Below are 17,077 nucleotides of genomic sequence, written 5' to 3'. Positions count from 1 at the left end.
CGGTGCGCACGGATAGGCTCGGCCGCATGACGATCGACCTCGAGGCACTCTTCATCGACCTGCACCGCAACCCCGAGCTCTCGTTCCAGGAGGTGCGCACCGCGGGCATCGCCGCCGCGCACCTGCGCGACCTCGGGCTCGAGGTCACGGAGGGCGTCGGACGCACGGGCGTCGTCGGCGTGCTCCGCAACGGCGACGGCCCGGTCGTGTGGGCGCGCGCCGACATGGACGCGCTGCCCGTCGTCGAGGAATCCGGGCTCGCCTACGCCAGCACCGCGAAGGGCCTGGACGCGGACGGGCACGAGGTCGGCATCATGCACGCGTGCGGCCACGACATGCATGTCACCGCGATGATCGGCGCCGTGGAGGAGCTCGTCCGCACCCGGAACGAGTGGTCCGGCACCCTGGTCGTCGTGATCCAGCCGGCCGAGGAGTTCGGCGCCGGCGCCCGCGCGATGCTCGACGACGGCGCGCTCGACCGCTTCCCCCGGCCCGACGTCGTCATCGGACAGCACGTCACGCCGTTCCCCGCCGGCATGATCGGCGTCCGCCCAGGGCCGCAGATGTCGGCCTCGGACGGTCTGCACGTCGTGCTGCACGGCCGCGGCGGGCACGGCTCGCGCCCGCACTCCACGATCGACCCCGTCGTCATGGCGGCGGCCACGGTCATGCGCCTGCAGACTGTGGTCTCGCGCGAGGTGGATCCGCACGACCTCGCCGTCGTCACCGTCGGCGCGATCCACGCCGGCACCAAGAACAACATCATCCCGGCCGAGGCCACGCTCGAGCTCAGCCTGCGCTACCCCGACGACGCGCTGCGCACCAAGGTGCTGGCCAAGGTCGAACGGGTGATCAAGGCCGAGGCGATGGCGAGCGGTGCGACCGAGGACCCCACGATCGAGACGCTGCACACGCTGCCGGCGACGATCAACGACGCCGCCGCGACGGAGCGTGCGACGGCGGCCTTCCGTGCCGCGTTCGGCGAGGAGAACGTGATCGATCCCGGCCTGTTCACCGGCAGCGAGGACGTGTCCTGGTTCGCCCGCGACGCGGGCGTGCCGCTGGTGTTCTGGTTCTGGGGCGGCATCGCGCCGGCGCGCTACGCCGCCGCGGTCGCGCACGGAACCGTCGACAGCGAGATCGCCACCAACCACTCCCCGTTCTTCGCGGTCGAGATCCACCCGACGATCGAGGTCGGCGTCCAGGCGCTCACGGTCGCCGCCCGCGAGTTCCTGGACTGACCGCCGCCGCGCCGCGCGCCACAACTCTGCAGGACGTTTGCAACTCTGCAGGACGGATCCGCCCGATTCGTCCTGCAGAACCGCAGAGGTCCTGCAGGTTGGCCGCCCGGTCCTCGCTGAGCGGATCCGCGCTCAGACGTCGACGCGGACGGGCCCCAGCGCGGCGAGCGGGGCGTGCGCCTCGTGGTGCAGCCGCTCCATACGCTCGTCGAGCTCGCTCGCGGCGTCGGCCGCCGCGGTGAGATCGTCCACGAGGTGCGCGGGCACCTGCCCCTGGAACTTGTAGTGGATCTTGTGCTCGAGGCTCGCCCAGAAGTCCATCGCGATCGTGCGGAACTGCACCTCGACGGGCACCATGATCGGGCCCGAGGAGAGGAACACCGGCACCTCGAGGATCGCGTGCAGGCTGCGGTAGCCGTTGGCCTTCGGCGTCGCGATGTAGTCCTTCACGATGCGCACGGTGATGTCGTCCTGCGCGGCGAGCAGGTCGAACAGCCGGTACACGTCGGCGACGAAGCTGCACGTCACGCGCACACCGGCGATGTCGGTGATGTTCGCCCTGATCGTGTCGAAGTCGGGCTCGATCCCCCGGCGGGCCACTTTCTCTACGATGCTGTCCGGCGTCTTGACCCGGCTCTTCACGTGCTCGATCGGGTTGTAGGAGTGGTGGTGGGTGAACTCGTCCCGCAGGATCGAGATCTTGGTCTCGATCTCGCGCATCCCGAACTCGTACTCGTGCAGGAACCGCTGGAACTCGTCGCGCAGCTCGCGCGCCTCGGACAGGGTCTGGTTCAGCGCATCGTCGTCCAGGGGGGCCATGCTCATGTCTGCGACGCTACGCAAAAGGAGTTCGGATCTCCTGTGTGTTCGTTCTGAGCGGATCGGCCTGCCACATCGACGACGGCACGGCGGCCGGCTCGTCGGCGTCACGCGGTGATCGTCGAGATCGTGCCCGTCCCGTACGGAAGCACTCTCCCAGATCGACGATGCCGGCGATCAAGGCCGAAGGAGGTGACAGCCAGCACGGCGCCGCCGGCCGTGAGGATGAGCCCGACCCACGCGGGAGCGAGCAGGCCCAGCCCCGACGCGATGACGATTCCGCCGAGGGCGGCGCCGAGGCCGTTGGCGACGTTGAAGGCGGAATGGTTCAGCGCTGCGACCAACGTCTGCCCCTCGTGGGCCACATCCATCAGGCGCGTCTGGATCGTCGGCCCGAGAGCAGCCGCGCCCGCTCCGATGAGGAAGGCACTCGCGAAGAGCCCGACGTGCCAGCGCGCGGTGAGCGCCAGACAGATCAGACCGACCGAAAGCAGCCCGAGCGCCGCGTAGCTAGTGCGCCGCACACTGCGGTCTGCGGCCCAGCCGGCGGCGAAGTTACCCGTCGTCATGCCGACGCCCACGGTGGCGAGCAAGAACGGGAGCAGGTTCGGCGCCAGTCCTGTGATCTCACGCGATAGCGGGCTAATGAACGAGTAGACCGCGAAAAGCCCTCCGAAGCCCACGGCTCCCATGCCCAGCGCGAGCCACACCTGCGGCCGACGCAGCGCACGGATCTCGCTGCGCACGGTCGCCCGAGGGTCGGCCGGCAGCGCAGGGACGAAGACGAAGACGAGCGCGAGCGCCACCGCGAACAGCCCCGAGATCACGATGTAGGCGCTGGCCCACCCGAAACGCTGGCCGAGGCCGGTCACGACAGGGATCCCGACGATGTTCGAGATGGTGAGGCCGCCGATGACGGCTGCGGCGCCGAGCCCGCGCCGAGCCTCACCCAGGAGCCGTCTCGCGGCGAGAACGGCGATACCGAAGTACGCCCCATGGGGCAGGCCGGCCAAGAACCTCGCACCGACGAGCATCGGCAATGTCGTCGACGTCGCAGACAGCACGCTTCCCAGCACGAACATCGCGAGCAGCGCGATGAGCACGCGCCGCACCGGGAGTCGTGCAGTGAGTGAGGCGATCGCCGGCGCGCCGACCACGACGCCGGTGGCGTACGCCGTCGTCACCCACGCCGTGGCCGCCAACGCGCGCGCAGGTTCGCTCTCATAGAGAGTCGGCAGCAGCGCCTGGGCGAGATTCGAAACGAGTCCCATCCCCGTGAACTCGCTGGCGCCGATCGCGAACCCGCCCAGGGCGAGCGCCGCGACGGCGAACAAGGGGATGCTGCGGGCTCGGGCCAATGCGTCCATTTGGTACTCCTTCAGGTGTGAGCGGATGCCCACACCGTCGGGAGCGCGTTCTACCGGAGCCCACGTGTTGCTCCGTGCACGCTTCACGTTAGGGATCCGCTGTTTCCCCCGGATTACGAAATGTGCTTTCAGAAGTAAACAAACCCCCGGAAAGACAGCCGCACGACATCATCGCGAAACAACGCGATGATGTCGTGCGCCACTCAGTCCGTCACGACCTCGAAGCTCGCCGCGCTCTCGAGTCGGCGGTAGTCGATCCCGGGCAGAAGCTGCTCCGCGATCCAATTGGTCAGCTGGGCGCCCGCCTCACTGAGAGTGCCGTCATGGATCGGCACGACAACCTCCGGCCCGACCGCGCGGGCGTACTCGACGACGGACTCGAGATTCAGCCACGGCCCGGCGATTGGCAGGAAGAGCACTCGAACCCAGGACTCGGCCGGTGCCGGCGTGAGAGCGTCACCGGGGTGGAGAAGCGCTCCATCGATGAAGAAGGCGAGGTTCTCCTCCTCAGGGAGATCCGGGTGGATCACGGCATGAGCTCCACCCAAGGCGACGACGTCGAATCCGGCCGCAGAGAAGCGCTCTCCCGGCGCTACGACATGAAGGCGACTCCCCTCGGCGCCCGCTTCCTGCAACATCGCCGCGACAGCTGCCGTCGTCCACACCGGCGCGCCACTGTGCACCACCGCGGCGGCATCCACGTGATCCTGGTGATCGTGGGTGATCAGCACAGCGGAGGCGCCCTGCAGCGCCTGCGGGTCGCTGTAGACGCCCGGATCGATCACGAGCCTGCTCCCGCCCTTCTCCATCGAGACCGCGGAATGCCCCCAGGTGGAGATCGTCGTCATGTCCTGCTCCTTCGTCACAATGAACGGCCGCCCTCCACGAGGGCGAACTGGTTCGACCGCGTCTTCACTCACGCGCCCGGGGCGCGACCGTCTTTCTTCAACCGAGTTCATCTATCGCTTGCTCACACAGAGCATGTATTTCATAATGCCCTTTAGCATCTCTGATGTAAACGCAGGCCATGCCCCCGCGATTCCCGCTCAGAGGCAGGTCCGCTCCGATAAGTCGATATTCGAAGGGGCACCGCAAATGCACGATGAAAGAACTCGGAAGTTGTCCGTTCCACAACGATCGCGCGGGCATGGACACTCCGGGCCACGGGCCTGGGCGCGGTCGGTCATCGGTGGCGTGGCGATCGCCGCCCTGACCGTCACGGGCTTAGCCGCCGCTTCCGCATCGGCTCAGACGTTCGGAGGCAACGTCAGCGTCACCTGGTCGATTCCGGGGGTGCCCGCGACCGGGCTTCCCGACGTGACGTTCTACGAGACGATCGGAACCGACACGGCGCAGCGGGAAGGCACCTACTTCGCCCAGCAGTTCGGCTTCACGAAGACCGCGGACATCGGCTATACCGGACTCCAGCCCCGCGCTCCACTCAACGGCGCACCCAGACTCCATGGTGTCTTCTCGAGCTTCATCAGCGGCACGACCAGCACGGACGCGAACTGCTCGGACGGGGCGGACGGGGGTGCGGGCGTCAGTTGCGCCATCGACTTCGCCGGCGCGTACGGCCACCGATACGCGCTCACGGTGAGGCGGATCGCTGCTGACACATGGAGCGGAACCGCCACCGACACGGTGACCGGGAGGAGCACCCACATCGGAAGCTACCGGCTACCGTCGGGCAGTGGTGACCTGGCCGGGGGCCAGGCCGGATTCGTCGAGTACTACGACGCCCCGGCGGCATGCAGCGAACTGCCCCCGGTGCATGTGGTCTTCGGCGCGCCGACATCCACCGCAGGCGGCGGGCTGAACGGGCAGGTGAACGACCCTTACGAATACGGGGCATGCCTCGGACAGGCCAACTATCAGGCGCAGCTCGTCGGCACCGGCGTGGAGATCACACGCGGTTGGGGGGCCGCATCCAGTCTCGGTCCTCTGTCGGACGGATCGACATACCAGATCCGCGACACGTCCACGAACCAGGTCATCGACGCCCCCGCATGGTCCACGTCCGCCGGCACGCAGATCGCGGTCTGGACCGTCAACGGCGGCGCCAACCAATTGTGGACGGCACGCGCCGAAAGCGACGGCAGCTACGCGTTCGTGAATCTGCATTCCGGCCTGTGCTTGGATGACGCGGCATCGTCGAGCACGGCAGGCAGCGCGATCATCCAGTGGGACTGCACCGGCGGTGCCAACCAGAAGTGGACCTTCCGAGCCGCGAGTGGGGGATACCAACTGATCAACCAGTGGAGCGGCCTCGCCGTCAGTCCCAACGGGACCTCCGCGGGCTCCGGACTTGAGCAGCAGAGCGGGCCCGGCACCACGTGGAGCTTCGTCACAACCGGGTGACATGCGTCGCAGCTGGAGCCGGTGAGCAACACCACGGCCTCGACAAGGAGGGTCCCCTCGCAATCGAGGAGACCCTCCGCCCGGCGTGTCGGCGCACTGCGACCTGTCGAACCTTGGCGGACCCATCTGGCGGGTCGCACCGAGTCGGCCGAAGCCCGCGGGGTCAGACGGTGATACCCGACACCAGTGCGGCCACATGCTCGGCATGCTGTTCGGCCGTCAGCGGTTGGCCCTCAACCTCGGGACGTCTTTGCCAGGGAAGGGGCCCCGCCGACCGCCGATACTCGACCCCCACCGCGTCCAGCCTGCGCAGATGGCCGTCCAACCGCGTAGAGAACACCTCGAAGGATTCGCGTCGCCGACTCCACAGCACCTCAGCGATCGCGCACAGACGAGGGAAGGCGTAGTAGTCGACCGTGCGCGGGGAATCCATGTGCTCAGTCCAGAGGTTCGCCTGTCCGCCGAGGACCCGTCGGGCTTCCTCGGGCGTCGCACCTACAGGGATCGGTTCGAAGGAATAGGCGTCGCGCAACGACAGCCGCGCTCCGAACGGAATCGGCTCGTCCGGATCATCGGACTGGCGATAGTCGAGATACACCTTGTCATCCGGGCAGGCCACCACGTCATAGCCTCGTCGAACGCCGGCGAGCGCGCCCCTCATGCCCCTCCAGGAGGCGACGACCGTCCCCGGAGGCGGGGTTCCCTCCAGTAGCTCATCCCACCCATAGGGCCGACGTCCACGGGCGATGATGTGCTCGGCGATCTGCTCGACGAACCATTCCCGAGCTCCATCCTCCGTCGCGATGCCGCGAGCCCGCATGAGTTCCTGGGTTCGCGCGTCCTCGCGCCACAGGTCGGTCGGGCACTCGTCGCCGCCGAGCCCGATGTAGGCACTCGGAAACAGATCCATGATCTCCGTGAAGACGGCGCGGAAGAACTGCACCGTGGAGTCCCCGAGGTTCAGCACTTCAGGATGAACGCCCCACGTGGTCGCGACGGCGGGCGCTGACGTTGCCGACGCGTCGTCGCCCACCCCTATGCCCAACTCAGGATATGCGGCGATGGCTGCACGGGAGTGCCCCGGGATGTCGATCTCGGGCACGATCTCGATGAAGCGCTGCCGAGCGTAGGCCACGATCTCACGGATGTCATCTTGGGTGTAGAAGCCGCCGTGCGGGCGCCCGTTCACCGGCGAGTGCGGCGGCGGTCCGACCTGCGATTCGACCCTCCAACCGCCGATCTCGGTCAACCTCGGACGCGAGGCGATCTCAACCCGCCATCCCTGATCGTCGGTGAGATGGAGATGGAGCAGGTTGAGTCGATGCATCGCCATCAGGTCGATGAAGCGAAGAAGATCATGCTTCGGCATGAAGTGTCGAGCGACGTCGAGGAGCACACCGCGCCAGCCGAAACGCGGCTCATCACGGATCTGGGCGAACGGGACCGACACCGACTCCGCGGCGGCGACCGCAGCCGCGCGAAAGACGCGTTCCGGCAGCAGCTGCAGCAAGGTCTGAGCCCCGTAGAAGACCCCCGCCTCACCTCCTCCCGAAATGTCGATGCCGCTCGCATCGACATCGAGTCTGTAGCCCTCGCGCGGAAGATCGTCCGCGACTCTCAAACGAACACCGATGGTGCGGTTCGTCCGGGGCTGCCCTATGGCGCTCGCAGGGGTCAGGGGCACGCCCACTCGCCCCACAGCGGTTATGAGCCAGGCCGCGACGCGCTCCAACTCGAGGTTTGCTTCGACGGCCATCCCGGCACGGAGCACGAACAACCCGTCGGCGACGGATACCGACTGAGGCAAGGGCAAGAGAGAGATCATCGGGTTCCTAAAGCAGTGATGGCGGCGCTCGGCGGTATGAGGGACGAGGGGCGGGTGGTATTGCGTCTGTCGTCAGAAGTACGGCCCTGCTACGTCACGCCCAGCTCGGCCGACAGCACCATGGCGGCAGCACCGAGCAGGACGAGATCCTCTCCTCCTGGCGCTGAGACCACTCTGAGCCCGGCATTCACAGCGGGGATGGACCGCTGAACGATCGTCTCCTCGACCGCGCGCAGGAAGTGGTCGCTGACGAGATCCACGGGCCCCGCGATCACGACATCCTTCACCCCTGTCAGCGCGATCATCGGCGTGAGAGCTCGCCCCAGAGCGAGCGCTGCATCAGAGAGGATCCGGTCGCGATCGCTCGGGTCGCGCTCCAGCCTGAGGCGCAGATTGGGAGCGGACGCCGCGAGATCGAGGCACCCCCGCAGTCCGCACGAGCACCTGTCGCCATCATCGTCGACGACGATGTGTCCGATCTCACCCGCCGCGAACTGCGGCCCTTCGACAAGAGATCCGCCGATGATCAGCCCCGCCCCGATGCCGTGCTCGAGGGTGACCAGAAGAAGAGAAGAACGCTCGGCACCCCGGTACGCGTACATTCCGAGCACAGCGGCATTCGCATCGTTGGCGACATGGATGGCACCTTCGTAGTCACCGCGGACGCCCGCCGCCAGGTCCACGTTCTCCCAGCGAAGCGAAGACGCAAGCCGAACGACCCGCTTGCTTTCGACGATTCCCGGGGTTCCGATACCTACGCCGAGCAACGGTGCCGTCGACAGCTGGATCAGGCGGCCCAGGAGGTCAGCGACGAGGTCGAGCGCTGCCTCACCCGCTCTCCCCGCCACTGCGCCCTCGGCCCGGTGCAGCACCTTCCCACGAAGGTTGGTCACCACACCGGTGAAACGCTTCTCATCCGACAGATCGAGTGCGATGATCTGGAACGAGTCGTCGCGAACGGCGAGCATCGTCGCCGGCTTTCCGGCGCTCGTACGGCGGCGGGTGCCGATCTGCTCGATGACCCCCTTGTCGAGAAGCTCGCCGACGAGATCGGAAACCAGGGGCTTGGAGAGGCTGGACTGTCGCGCCAGGTCCGCTCGGCTGAGCGGACCATGCTGGATTAGCGCCTGCAACAGCAGCGTCCGGTTGGTCTTGCGACTGCGCTCGGGGGATGCAGTCTCTGTGACACGCAGCGCGCGCAGAGGCGAAGGGTGTTCGGTGTTCGCCATTGTGGCTGCGTCCTTCCCGCCGAACGAACGTCGGCGCGATCCAAATAAAGCAGACAAGATTACAAATATCAAACAAGACGAAACGAGAGCTCGAGCCGAGCCCTGGGGAGCAAGGTCAGCAACGAGAACGAGTCCGAGATCGCGGCCACCCGGCATTAGTAATGAGTTTTACGATGTCTCTGAACGCTCAGGCGTTCTTTCGGGTCGACCTCGCGCATTCCGGCAGGCAGCGCAGTGCATCAGCATGCTCTAAGCGCTGCGCTGCCTGCCGGTGATCATTCAGCGCACGATGTCACGGACGCACTTCAAGGCCGTCGAAGGTGACGTTCGATCCACTCGAACGCKGGTCCGACGCGGGGCTCACCGAGATTGTGACCGTGTGCGAACCCGAGAGTAGCTGCGGGCTCGTGTACACGCGCGTCCCCGGGGCTGCGGACACCGCGTAGAGCGACGCGTCGGCCACCACGGTACCGTCGATCACCACTCGGATCAGGCCCCCGTCCGGTGCCTGCGTGGCCCAGATGGAGAGATGACGTCCGCTGAACGAGAACGCCGCTGTGGCCGAGGTCGAACCGGCGACGTGATCAGATCCGTTGCGGGACGCCACCACATTCTCCGTGGTCCATGTACCGGAGTAGCTGATGCCGCTCGACGAGTCGTCCGTGAACGTCGCTGCGCCCAGCGGGCTTCCACCGAACGCCCCCCTGTTCGGAACAGTCGTTGAGATCACGTTGCCCCAGTAGTCCGCTGCCGGCGGGTTCGCCACGGCGATCCCGTTGTTGGCGCCGGAGGAGCCGGAGGCGATCTGGTATCCGCCCACCGTCTGATAGCCCGTGGCCGCCGTACCCTGAGCGATGATCTTCGGGTCTGCTGTGGACGCGAACAGGTCGCTCGGCGGCGTGAAGCCGCGATAGACGTTGTTCGAGTAGTACGCGTTGTTCGGCATCGACGCACCTGACGGACCGATGAAGATGTTGTTCGCAAGATACGTCAGGCTGGCGAATCCCAGATCCGGCGAAGCCGAACCGCAGTCGATCGTGTTGTTGTAGAACGCGAAGTCCGTCAGATTGCCGGGGTTGTCGACGACGCGGCAATCACCCACGGAGACGTTGTACCGGTACACGATCGACGTCGGCTTTCCTCCGCCGCAACCGACGCAATCCAGCAGGATCCCACCGTAGTTGTTGTGGTCGTAGTTGTACTGATAGGTGCACCGGCCGGTCATGTAGCCGTCGCAGTCCCACGCCTCACTGTCGAACGTGTGCGCCACGAGGTTCATCGCCTCGTTGTACTGGAAGGTGGGGTTGTCGTCGTTCCATCCCCAGATCGCCGCGATGTTCTGCGGGTTGATCGCATTCGTCCCCGCGCCGTCGGAGATGTTGTGATCGATCAGGGGCGAGTCGGTTCCGCAGGCCACGATGCCGTCGTTGCTGTTGCGCACCACCTTGTTGCCCTGGACGAGCACGTAACGGTTCTTCACGACATTCGTGTTGGAGCCGTCGGTGCCGTACAGACCGATACCGTTGCCGCGCATGTCATGGACATAGTTGTCCGAGATCGTCAGACCCGCCATGAGCGCGCCATCGAGCGGAACGTTGAGCCCGATCCCGTGCGACATGTAGAAGCCGTTCGCGTCAGCACCACGATCGGAGACACCCATCACGTCGTGGACGTCGTTGTTGCGAATGGTGATACCCGAGTAGGTGGCAGCGCTGTTGATCGTGACCAGGATGCCGGATCGACGCGCCTCGGTCGCCGAAGAGTTCGTGACCTCGAGTCCGTCCACGATCCAATAGGACTGGTTCTGCAGGAGCACCGCGCTTTCTGCGACTGCACCGCCGGCAATGATCGGCTTGGCGCCCGACGCGTAGCCGGTGATCGTGATCGGAGCGCTGGCGCTGCCGTTGCCTTGCGGGAAGAGCCGACCGGAGCAAGTGACCCCGCGCTTGAGGAGAAGTTGATCTCCCGGCGAGAACGTGTGCCCGTTAGGACCACTCAAGGAATTCCACGGGCTGGTGCTCGTCCCCGATCCGTTGCTCGCAGCACTGCAGTCGACGTACCACGCCGTGCCGACGGCGGCCGCCTGAACCGTCCACGTGAACGTGATGCTCGATGCGTGCAGGCGCGAATCGGTTGCCGTGAGCGTCGTGGTCCACGAGCCCGCTGTCCGCGGGGTTCCCATGACCATGCCCGTCGCGTAATTGATGAGCAGGCCGTCGGGCAGGTTCGTGGCCGTCCAATCGACGCGCCCCACCCCTCCAGTTGCCGAGGGCGTCAGGCCGGTGGCCACGCCGATGGTGGATGTCTGCGTCGAGACCGCCGCGATCGCGGGCGGATCGGTCGCCGGAACCGTCCACTGCTGAAAGGCCGCGCTGGGCTGGCAGGGTTGAAGCTCCAGCCGCGCCCCGTCGACGATCGCCTGTCCGGTCACGCTCAGGCACTTGCCCGACTTGAGGTTCGAGATCGTGCCGTTGGGGAGTGCCACCCATTTCTGGTCGCTGCCGCTGCTGACACAGCTCCACAGCTCCACGACCGTGCCGTTCGCCACTGCCTGACCGCTGATGCTCAAACACTTGCCGAGCACTCGGACCGTGCCGTCGGAGGAGAGCGTCCAGGACTGCGCGGAAGCGCCGTTGCACGAGAACAGCTGGATGATGTTGCCGTCCTGAGTGCTCGAGTTTCTGTCGTCGAGGCACTTTGCGCCGATCGTGATCTGACCGGGTGTCGCCGCGGATGCGGGCTGAGCGCTGATCAGCAGCCCGAAGACCACGGCGATGATCACCACTATCACGGCCCAGGGCCGTCGTTGTAGCACGTGAGGGGTTGTCATCTTCGTCTCCTCCTGTTTGTGGTGCATGTGATGGATTCCCGCTGCGGTTCGTGTGCGTGACGTATGTGCGTTCTCTGCGGGTGACGTCTGCGTAGCGCTTGAGAGGGGATAGTGCGTGACGCGAAAGGTGTCGCCTCTGGGGAGGACACCGTTCCTGCGCTGTTCACGATGCCGACGTGCATGACGACCGCCGCGCGCTCAGCTCAGGAAGATCTCGATGACCGGCACAAGCACGTCCGGGCGCTGAACAGGCAGCTCCAGCGTGAGTGTTCCGGCCGGCTGCCCACCGGGTACCGTGTTGAACGCCTCGGCTTCCGGCGGTCGGATGACCATGCGCACTTCGGACGCATCGTGCAGGAACTGCGCATAGGTCGCCTGGTCCGCCAGGTCAGGCAGATGCAGTGCACCGAACGGCCAGGCGAACAGATGCACATACAATCGCCGACCGCGCTGGGTGTAACGCACATCGGTCGGCGCCGCCCAGGACGCCGGACCCGCGCCGTAGACGGCGCGCGAGTGTATACCGACCCAGGACCCGACCGTGTCGATGACGCCCCCCGATTCCGGGTCCACCCGGCCCCGCCCGTCCGGGCCGACGTTCAGCAACATGTTCCCGTTCATCGCGACGGTGTCTATGAGCATGCGCGCAACAAGTTCCGGAGACTTCATGTCATGGTTGTCCCGGTCGTAGCCCCATGATCCGTTCATCGTCTGGCAGGCTTCCCAGGTGACGAGCTGTCCATCTTTCTCCATGGGCGAAGTCGGCTGATACTGCTCCGGGGTCGTGACATCGCCCGGGATACCGAGGCGATCGTTCACGACGATGCCCGGCTGCAGCCAGCGAACCATCGTGAGGAGCTGCTCGGACTGCCACTCCGCGGCACCCTTTCCACCCCACACCGGCGGTATGGCGCCTTCTGCGTAGGAGTAGTCGAAGAAGAGGTAGTCGATCGTGCCGTACGAGGTGAGCAGCTCCCGCACCTGGGCGTGGAGGTAGTCCGCATAGAGACGGATGCGACGCTCCTCGTTGATCGCGCGGACCTTCTCCGCCGGTTCGTCACGCAGCGGATGGATCCCGTCGATCGGGAACTGCTCGTGATGCCAGTCGATCAGCGAGTAGTACAGCCCCACGCGCAAGCCGGCGGCACGTGCGGCATCGACGAACTCCCGCACCAGATCGCGCCCGCACGGTGCGTTCACCGAACTGTAGTCGGTCACCTTCGAATCCCAGAGGCAGAATCCCTCGTGATGCTTCGTCGTGAGCACGACGTATCGCATACCACCGCGCACCGCCAGATCTACCAGCTCGGCCGCGTCGAACAGATCGGGATCGAAGTGCTCGAAGTAACGTCGGTAGTCGCTGGCGCTGATCTTCTCACGTGTCATGACCCATTCGTGCCGCGCAGCGATCGAGTACAGCCCGAAGTGCACGAACATCCCGAAGCGGTCATGGACGAACCAGCCCGTGTCCGCGTTCGACGCCGCCGTGTCGACGGTACTCACTTTCCGGCGCCCACCGTCATGCCGGCGACGATGCGGCGACCGAGCCAGGTGTACACGATGAGCAGCGGCAGCACCATGAGCGTCATGCCTGCGAAGATCGATCCCCAGTCGGCTCCGTTGAACGCCGCAGAGTTCATGATCTGAATGAGCGCGATGGGCAGCGTCCGGGTCGACTTGTCCGTGAGCAGCACGAGCGAGAACAGCGTCTCGTTCCACGAGCCGATTGCCGCGAGAGTCATCGCCGTCGTCAGCCCCGGTCGCGCCAGAGGGAGCATGATCGTCACGAACGTGCGCATCCCGGATGCGCCGTCGAGCGCGGCAGCCTCTTCGATCTCGCCGGGGAGGGACGCAAAGAAGCCCGTCAGCAGGAACACGGTGAACGGGAGATTGAGGCCGATCAGCACGATCGTGAGGCCGAGCTGGCTATCGATGAGGGGGATGCCGGTGTTCTGCTGGACCTGCGCGAGCCCGATATAGATCGGGATCAGCAGGACCTGACCCGGCACGCCCAGACCGAGGGCGAACGCCGCCGTGATTTTCGGAGCGATCCATCGCGTCGAGCGGCTCAGGGCATACGCGGCGGGTGCCGCGATCGCCACCGCGAAGAAGGCTGAGATGAGAGTGACGGACGCGGAGTTCAGGAACGCGACGCCGAAGTCGCCGATCGTCCAGGCGTTCGCGTAGTTCTCCAGATGGGGAGGGACGGGGAGGCCCAAGGGCTGGCGCAGATAGTCCACCGTGCTGCGCAGCGACGAGACCACCATCCACGCGATGAGGAAGATGTTGAACGCGACGACGAGCCAGACCATCGCGCGTCCGATCCAGCCGGCAACGCCCGTCTTGCTCCCTGACGAACGCAACGTCCGCCTCGTGCGGGAACCCGCTGTCGTCAGGGCACGGGTGACAGAGGTCATAGTTCGATCGCCTCCCGGCGCAGGAGTCGGCGCAGGCCGAGGGTGAGCACGGCGACCAGTGCGAGGCTGACGAGCGCGGCAGCCGCGGCGAGCCCGAAAGCACGTCCTGCGTTGGCCTGAAACGCGCTCAGATACACGTAGATCGCAGTCGTCCAGTTCTGGCTGTTCGGCGAGGACGCACGCGTTCCACCGAAGACGAGGATCAGCTCGAACACCTTCACCGAGCTCATCGTCCACAGGATGGCGCAGACGGACACGACGTCCCAGGAGAGCGGAAGGGTGACCGTGAAGAACTGACGGATGGGGCCGGCGCCGTCCAGCGATGCCGCCTCGTAGTAGTAGGGCGGGATCTGGTCGACGCCCGACATGATGATGCTCGTGAAGTAGCCCGTGGAGGACCAGATGAGGATCGCCATGATCAGGGTGAACTGGTTGTCGGGCGCCAGCCATTTGGGCGCGTCGGTGATGCCCACCCAGTGCAGCGCGGTGTTGACGAGACCGTTCGGATTGAACAGCATTCCGGCGAAGATGGCGAAGATCAGCGCGTTGATCAGGTTCGGGAAGAACAGCACCGAACGCACGAAGTGCTTGCCCGTCATCTGGCGCAGCACGAGTGTGAGCGCGAAGGCGAGGACGAAGGTGATGACTCCGACGATCACGAGGATCTTGAACGTGTTCACGATCGACGTCGTGAAAGTGGGGTCGAGCCAGAGCTGCTGATAGTTCGCCGTGCCGACGAAGCGCATGGGGCCGAAGCCGGACCACTTGTTCAGGCTCAGCCATGCCACGAACACGATCGGGGCGAAGTAGAAGATGACCATGCCGGCGAGTGCGGGGAGCACGAACGGCCAGAACACGCGGCGACGCACGCGCTCCATGGGTGAGTGGGTCGGGAACCGCTTGCCGCGGGCGGGCGAACCGCCCGCGGCAAGCGTGGTGGATGACGTCGTCAACCCTGTGCCTTCCAGTACTGGACGTGCGCGGCCTTGCCATTGGCGACGAACTGGTCCGCTGTGGTCTTGCCGAGCCAGAGGTCGCCGAACGCGGGGTCGAAGACCTTGCTGAAGTAATTGCCGCCCTCGCCGTCGAACGTCACCCGCGGTGTCGCCTTGGAAAGGACTTCCTGGACGCTGGCGAGCTCGGCCGGCGCCTGGCCGTCCTTCAGCGCGGTCAGGTTGGAGGCTTCTGTCGCGATCTTGCCCTCGTACTTCTCCGACGAGAAGTACGCGATGAACGCCTTGGCCGCATCCGCGTTCTTGGCCGCGGTCGGAACGGCGAAGCCGAAGGGCAGCACGGAGACGCCGTCCGCCGAGGAACCGCCCGTGGAGGGGAAGTTCGCACCGGCGTACTTCCAGTCCGCGCCGATGGTCTTCGCCGTCTCGGCCGTGACCCAGCTACCCGTCAGGTAGAACACGCCCTGGCCCTGCGCCCAGGCGGTCTCGCCAGCCGGGTACTGGCTGGCGTCGTAGCCCGAGACCATGTAGCCGTCGGTGATCAACTGGTGCACCTGCTCCGCGGTCTTCTTCACCGCGGCGGAGTCCCACGCAGCGCCGGTCTTGTCTTCAGCGAGCTTCTTCATGGCTCCGTCGCCCGCGTTGCGGTTCAGAAGATAGTCGAACCAGTACTCCGCAGCCCAGACGGCGTCGCTGTCGCTGACGATGCAACCGACGCCGGCAGCCTTGGCCGCGGCGCAGTCCTTGAGCAGGTCGTCATACGAAGCGGGTGCTTCCTTCACGTACGGGCTGTTCGCGTTGTAGAACAACGACACCGTCGAGACGGTGTAGGGGATGAGGTACTTGTTGCTGGAGCCGCCGTACGCGGGGATCTTCTCGACGTAGGACTTGTTCACGACATCGGCGACCTTCTTGCCGTCGGCGTTCGTCTTCTGCCAGACATCGCTGAGATCGGCGAGAGCGTCCTGGCTGTTCAGGGCGGTACCGAGCTTGTCGTACCCCTGGTCGACCAGGTCCGGGGTCTTGCCTGCGGCGAGTCCGGCGGTCACCTGGTCGAGCACGTTGCGCCCCTGCCACTGCACCGTGACCTTGGCGCCGGTCTCCTTCTCGTACGCCTTGATCGCCGCGTCGATGACCTTGGCCTGCGGTTCCTTCTCGCTCCACATGGACCAGTAGGTGAAGCTTCCACCCTTGGCGTCGGATCCGCCTCCAGCGCCTGAGCAGCCGGCAAGCGCGAGCGCTCCGACGGCGACGAGTGCGACGGCGACGCCGCGAACTCCCTTGAGATTCATGTTGTTCCTCACTGCGTTGAATAGGGACTTGCATGGTGTGAATCGCAGCGCATCGCGCGGACCTCCCGCAGAGAGGCGCGGCCACTGCTGGCGGTGGCCTGCCCGGTCCGACCCAGACGCCCAAAACGGACGTCGGAGCACGGCCAGGTCCGGGGGACGATGTCGCACGGATTCTGGATCTGTTCTCGAGGATTTGGGTTCTGTATCGAAGGTTCGGGTTCCGTGTCGATGTTCACTCAGCGCCTGATGCTGGACGGGGCCACCTTGCCCCCGCTGCTTCACGCTCTCCTCACCGCTCGACATTCGGGCCGGCGATTGAGTTGGCAATAATAAAGCAGACTTTCGAACTAACCGCAAGCCTGGAATATCCGGCCTACTGGGGGCACCGATAGAACTTCACGCGGATACGTCTATTTTGAGAACTAAATGCTGAGCGACGCGCCACGCCCACACGAGGAGTGCCACGCAGGCACAAGAAGCGCTAGAAACCGCGTCAAAACGACGCCTCTTGGGCGTGCGCAACCGTCCATCAGACCTCGCACGGCACCCCCGGCGGAGGACAGTCAACGCGCAACGAAGGTCAGTGCCATGTCGGGCGACGAGAACGTCGAAACATCCCGTTCTCCAGAACGTGATCCAATCGTCACCCGCCCACAGCGCGAGGCCCTTCGACGGGACGACCGAGGAGCGGGTTCAGGCGAACCCTGGGGCACCGAGGAGCGGGTTCAGGCGAACCCTGGGGC

Annotated in this window: 12 protein-coding genes; 2 read left to right on the top strand and 10 right to left on the bottom strand. The window is 65.7% G+C overall.

What is annotated here, in order from left to right:
• Positions 1-26 precede the first annotated feature (26 nt).
• A complete protein-coding gene (locus AC1DG4_RS10415) occupies positions 27-1,241 on the top strand; it encodes an amidohydrolase (protein ID WP_477381297.1) in 1,215 nt (404 codons plus the stop codon).
• Between the two features lie 132 nt (positions 1,242-1,373).
• Here the strand turns inward: AC1DG4_RS10415 and AC1DG4_RS10410 are convergent, their stop codons facing one another.
• From AC1DG4_RS10410 to AC1DG4_RS10400, 3 genes are all read right to left on the bottom strand, one after another.
• Positions 1,374-2,066: a GTP pyrophosphokinase gene (locus AC1DG4_RS10410; protein WP_477381295.1), complete on the bottom strand. Its 693-nt coding sequence runs from the start codon at positions 2,064-2,066 to the stop codon at positions 1,374-1,376.
• Positions 2,067-2,167: 101 nt separating this feature from the next.
• Positions 2,168-3,427, bottom strand: coding sequence for an MFS transporter (locus tag AC1DG4_RS10405; protein WP_477381293.1), 1,260 nt, complete (start codon positions 3,425-3,427; stop codon positions 2,168-2,170).
• Positions 3,428-3,630: 203 nt separating this feature from the next.
• Positions 3,631-4,275 (bottom strand): MBL fold metallo-hydrolase, encoded by a 645-nt coding sequence (locus tag AC1DG4_RS10400; protein ID WP_477381291.1) that lies wholly within the window; start codon positions 4,273-4,275, stop codon positions 3,631-3,633.
• Here AC1DG4_RS10400 and AC1DG4_RS10395 point away from each other — a divergent pair.
• Positions 4,259-5,788 (top strand): RICIN domain-containing protein, encoded by a 1,530-nt coding sequence (locus AC1DG4_RS10395; protein WP_477421223.1) that lies wholly within the window; start codon positions 4,259-4,261, stop codon positions 5,786-5,788. The two genes, AC1DG4_RS10400 and AC1DG4_RS10395, sit on opposite strands and share 17 nt — an antisense overlap.
• A 163-nt stretch (positions 5,789-5,951) precedes the next feature.
• Here the strand turns inward: AC1DG4_RS10395 and AC1DG4_RS10390 are convergent, their stop codons facing one another.
• The 7 genes from AC1DG4_RS10390 to AC1DG4_RS10360 form a co-directional block, all read right to left on the bottom strand.
• Positions 5,952-7,613 (bottom strand): beta-N-acetylhexosaminidase, encoded by a 1,662-nt coding sequence (locus AC1DG4_RS10390; RefSeq protein ID WP_477381287.1) that lies wholly within the window; start codon positions 7,611-7,613, stop codon positions 5,952-5,954.
• Positions 7,614-7,702: 89 nt separating this feature from the next.
• Positions 7,703-8,998, bottom strand: coding sequence for an ROK family transcriptional regulator (locus AC1DG4_RS10385; RefSeq protein WP_477381285.1), 1,296 nt, complete (start codon positions 8,996-8,998; stop codon positions 7,703-7,705).
• A gap of 136 nt (positions 8,999-9,134) precedes the next feature.
• On the bottom strand, positions 9,135-11,672 hold the full coding sequence (locus AC1DG4_RS10380; RefSeq protein WP_477421222.1) for a ricin-type beta-trefoil lectin domain protein: 2,538 nt from the start codon (positions 11,670-11,672) through the stop codon (positions 9,135-9,137).
• 198 nt (positions 11,673-11,870) lie between these two features.
• Positions 11,871-13,175 (bottom strand): alpha-L-fucosidase, encoded by a 1,305-nt coding sequence (locus AC1DG4_RS10375; protein ID WP_477381281.1) that lies wholly within the window; start codon positions 13,173-13,175, stop codon positions 11,871-11,873.
• Positions 13,172-14,089, bottom strand: a complete 918-nt coding sequence (locus tag AC1DG4_RS10370) for a carbohydrate ABC transporter permease (protein WP_477381279.1) — start codon at positions 14,087-14,089, stop codon at positions 13,172-13,174. The genes AC1DG4_RS10375 and AC1DG4_RS10370 overlap by 4 nt, the downstream gene beginning before the upstream one ends.
• Entirely contained in the window at positions 14,086-15,042 is a 957-nt protein-coding gene (locus AC1DG4_RS10365; protein ID WP_441977424.1) for a carbohydrate ABC transporter permease, read from the bottom strand. Before AC1DG4_RS10365 ends, AC1DG4_RS10370 begins: the two co-directional genes overlap by 4 nt.
• The gene (locus AC1DG4_RS10360) at positions 15,039-16,334 is read right to left on the bottom strand and encodes an ABC transporter substrate-binding protein (RefSeq protein ID WP_477381277.1); all 1,296 of its coding nucleotides are present in this window, start codon (positions 16,332-16,334) and stop codon (positions 15,039-15,041) included. The genes AC1DG4_RS10365 and AC1DG4_RS10360 overlap by 4 nt, the downstream gene beginning before the upstream one ends.
• Between the last annotated feature and the right edge of the window lie 743 nt (positions 16,335-17,077).

This window comes from Microbacterium sp. 05N427 (assembly GCF_056397105.1).
The sequence above is the reverse complement of the archived record's forward strand: the minus strand, read 5'-3'. Positions and strand labels throughout refer to the sequence as shown.

Coding starts and splice junctions, on each gene's coding strand:
- AC1DG4_RS10415 (WP_477381297.1), top strand. CDS start 27: ATGACGATCGACCTCGAGGCACTCTTCATCGACCTGCACCGCAACCCC.
- AC1DG4_RS10410 (WP_477381295.1), bottom strand. CDS start 2,066: ATGAGCATGGCCCCCCTGGACGACGATGCGCTGAACCAGACCCTGTCC.
- AC1DG4_RS10405 (WP_477381293.1), bottom strand. CDS start 3,427: ATGGACGCATTGGCCCGAGCCCGCAGCATCCCCTTGTTCGCCGTCGCG.
- AC1DG4_RS10400 (WP_477381291.1), bottom strand. CDS start 4,275: ATGACGACGATCTCCACCTGGGGGCATTCCGCGGTCTCGATGGAGAAG.
- AC1DG4_RS10390 (WP_477381287.1), bottom strand. CDS start 7,613: ATGATCTCTCTCTTGCCCTTGCCTCAGTCGGTATCCGTCGCCGACGGG.
- AC1DG4_RS10385 (WP_477381285.1), bottom strand. CDS start 8,998: ATGCCGGGTGGCCGCGATCTCGGACTCGTTCTCGTTGCTGACCTTGCT.
- AC1DG4_RS10370 (WP_477381279.1), bottom strand. CDS start 14,089: ATGACCTCTGTCACCCGTGCCCTGACGACAGCGGGTTCCCGCACGAGG.
- AC1DG4_RS10360 (WP_477381277.1), bottom strand. CDS start 16,334: ATGAATCTCAAGGGAGTTCGCGGCGTCGCCGTCGCACTCGTCGCCGTC.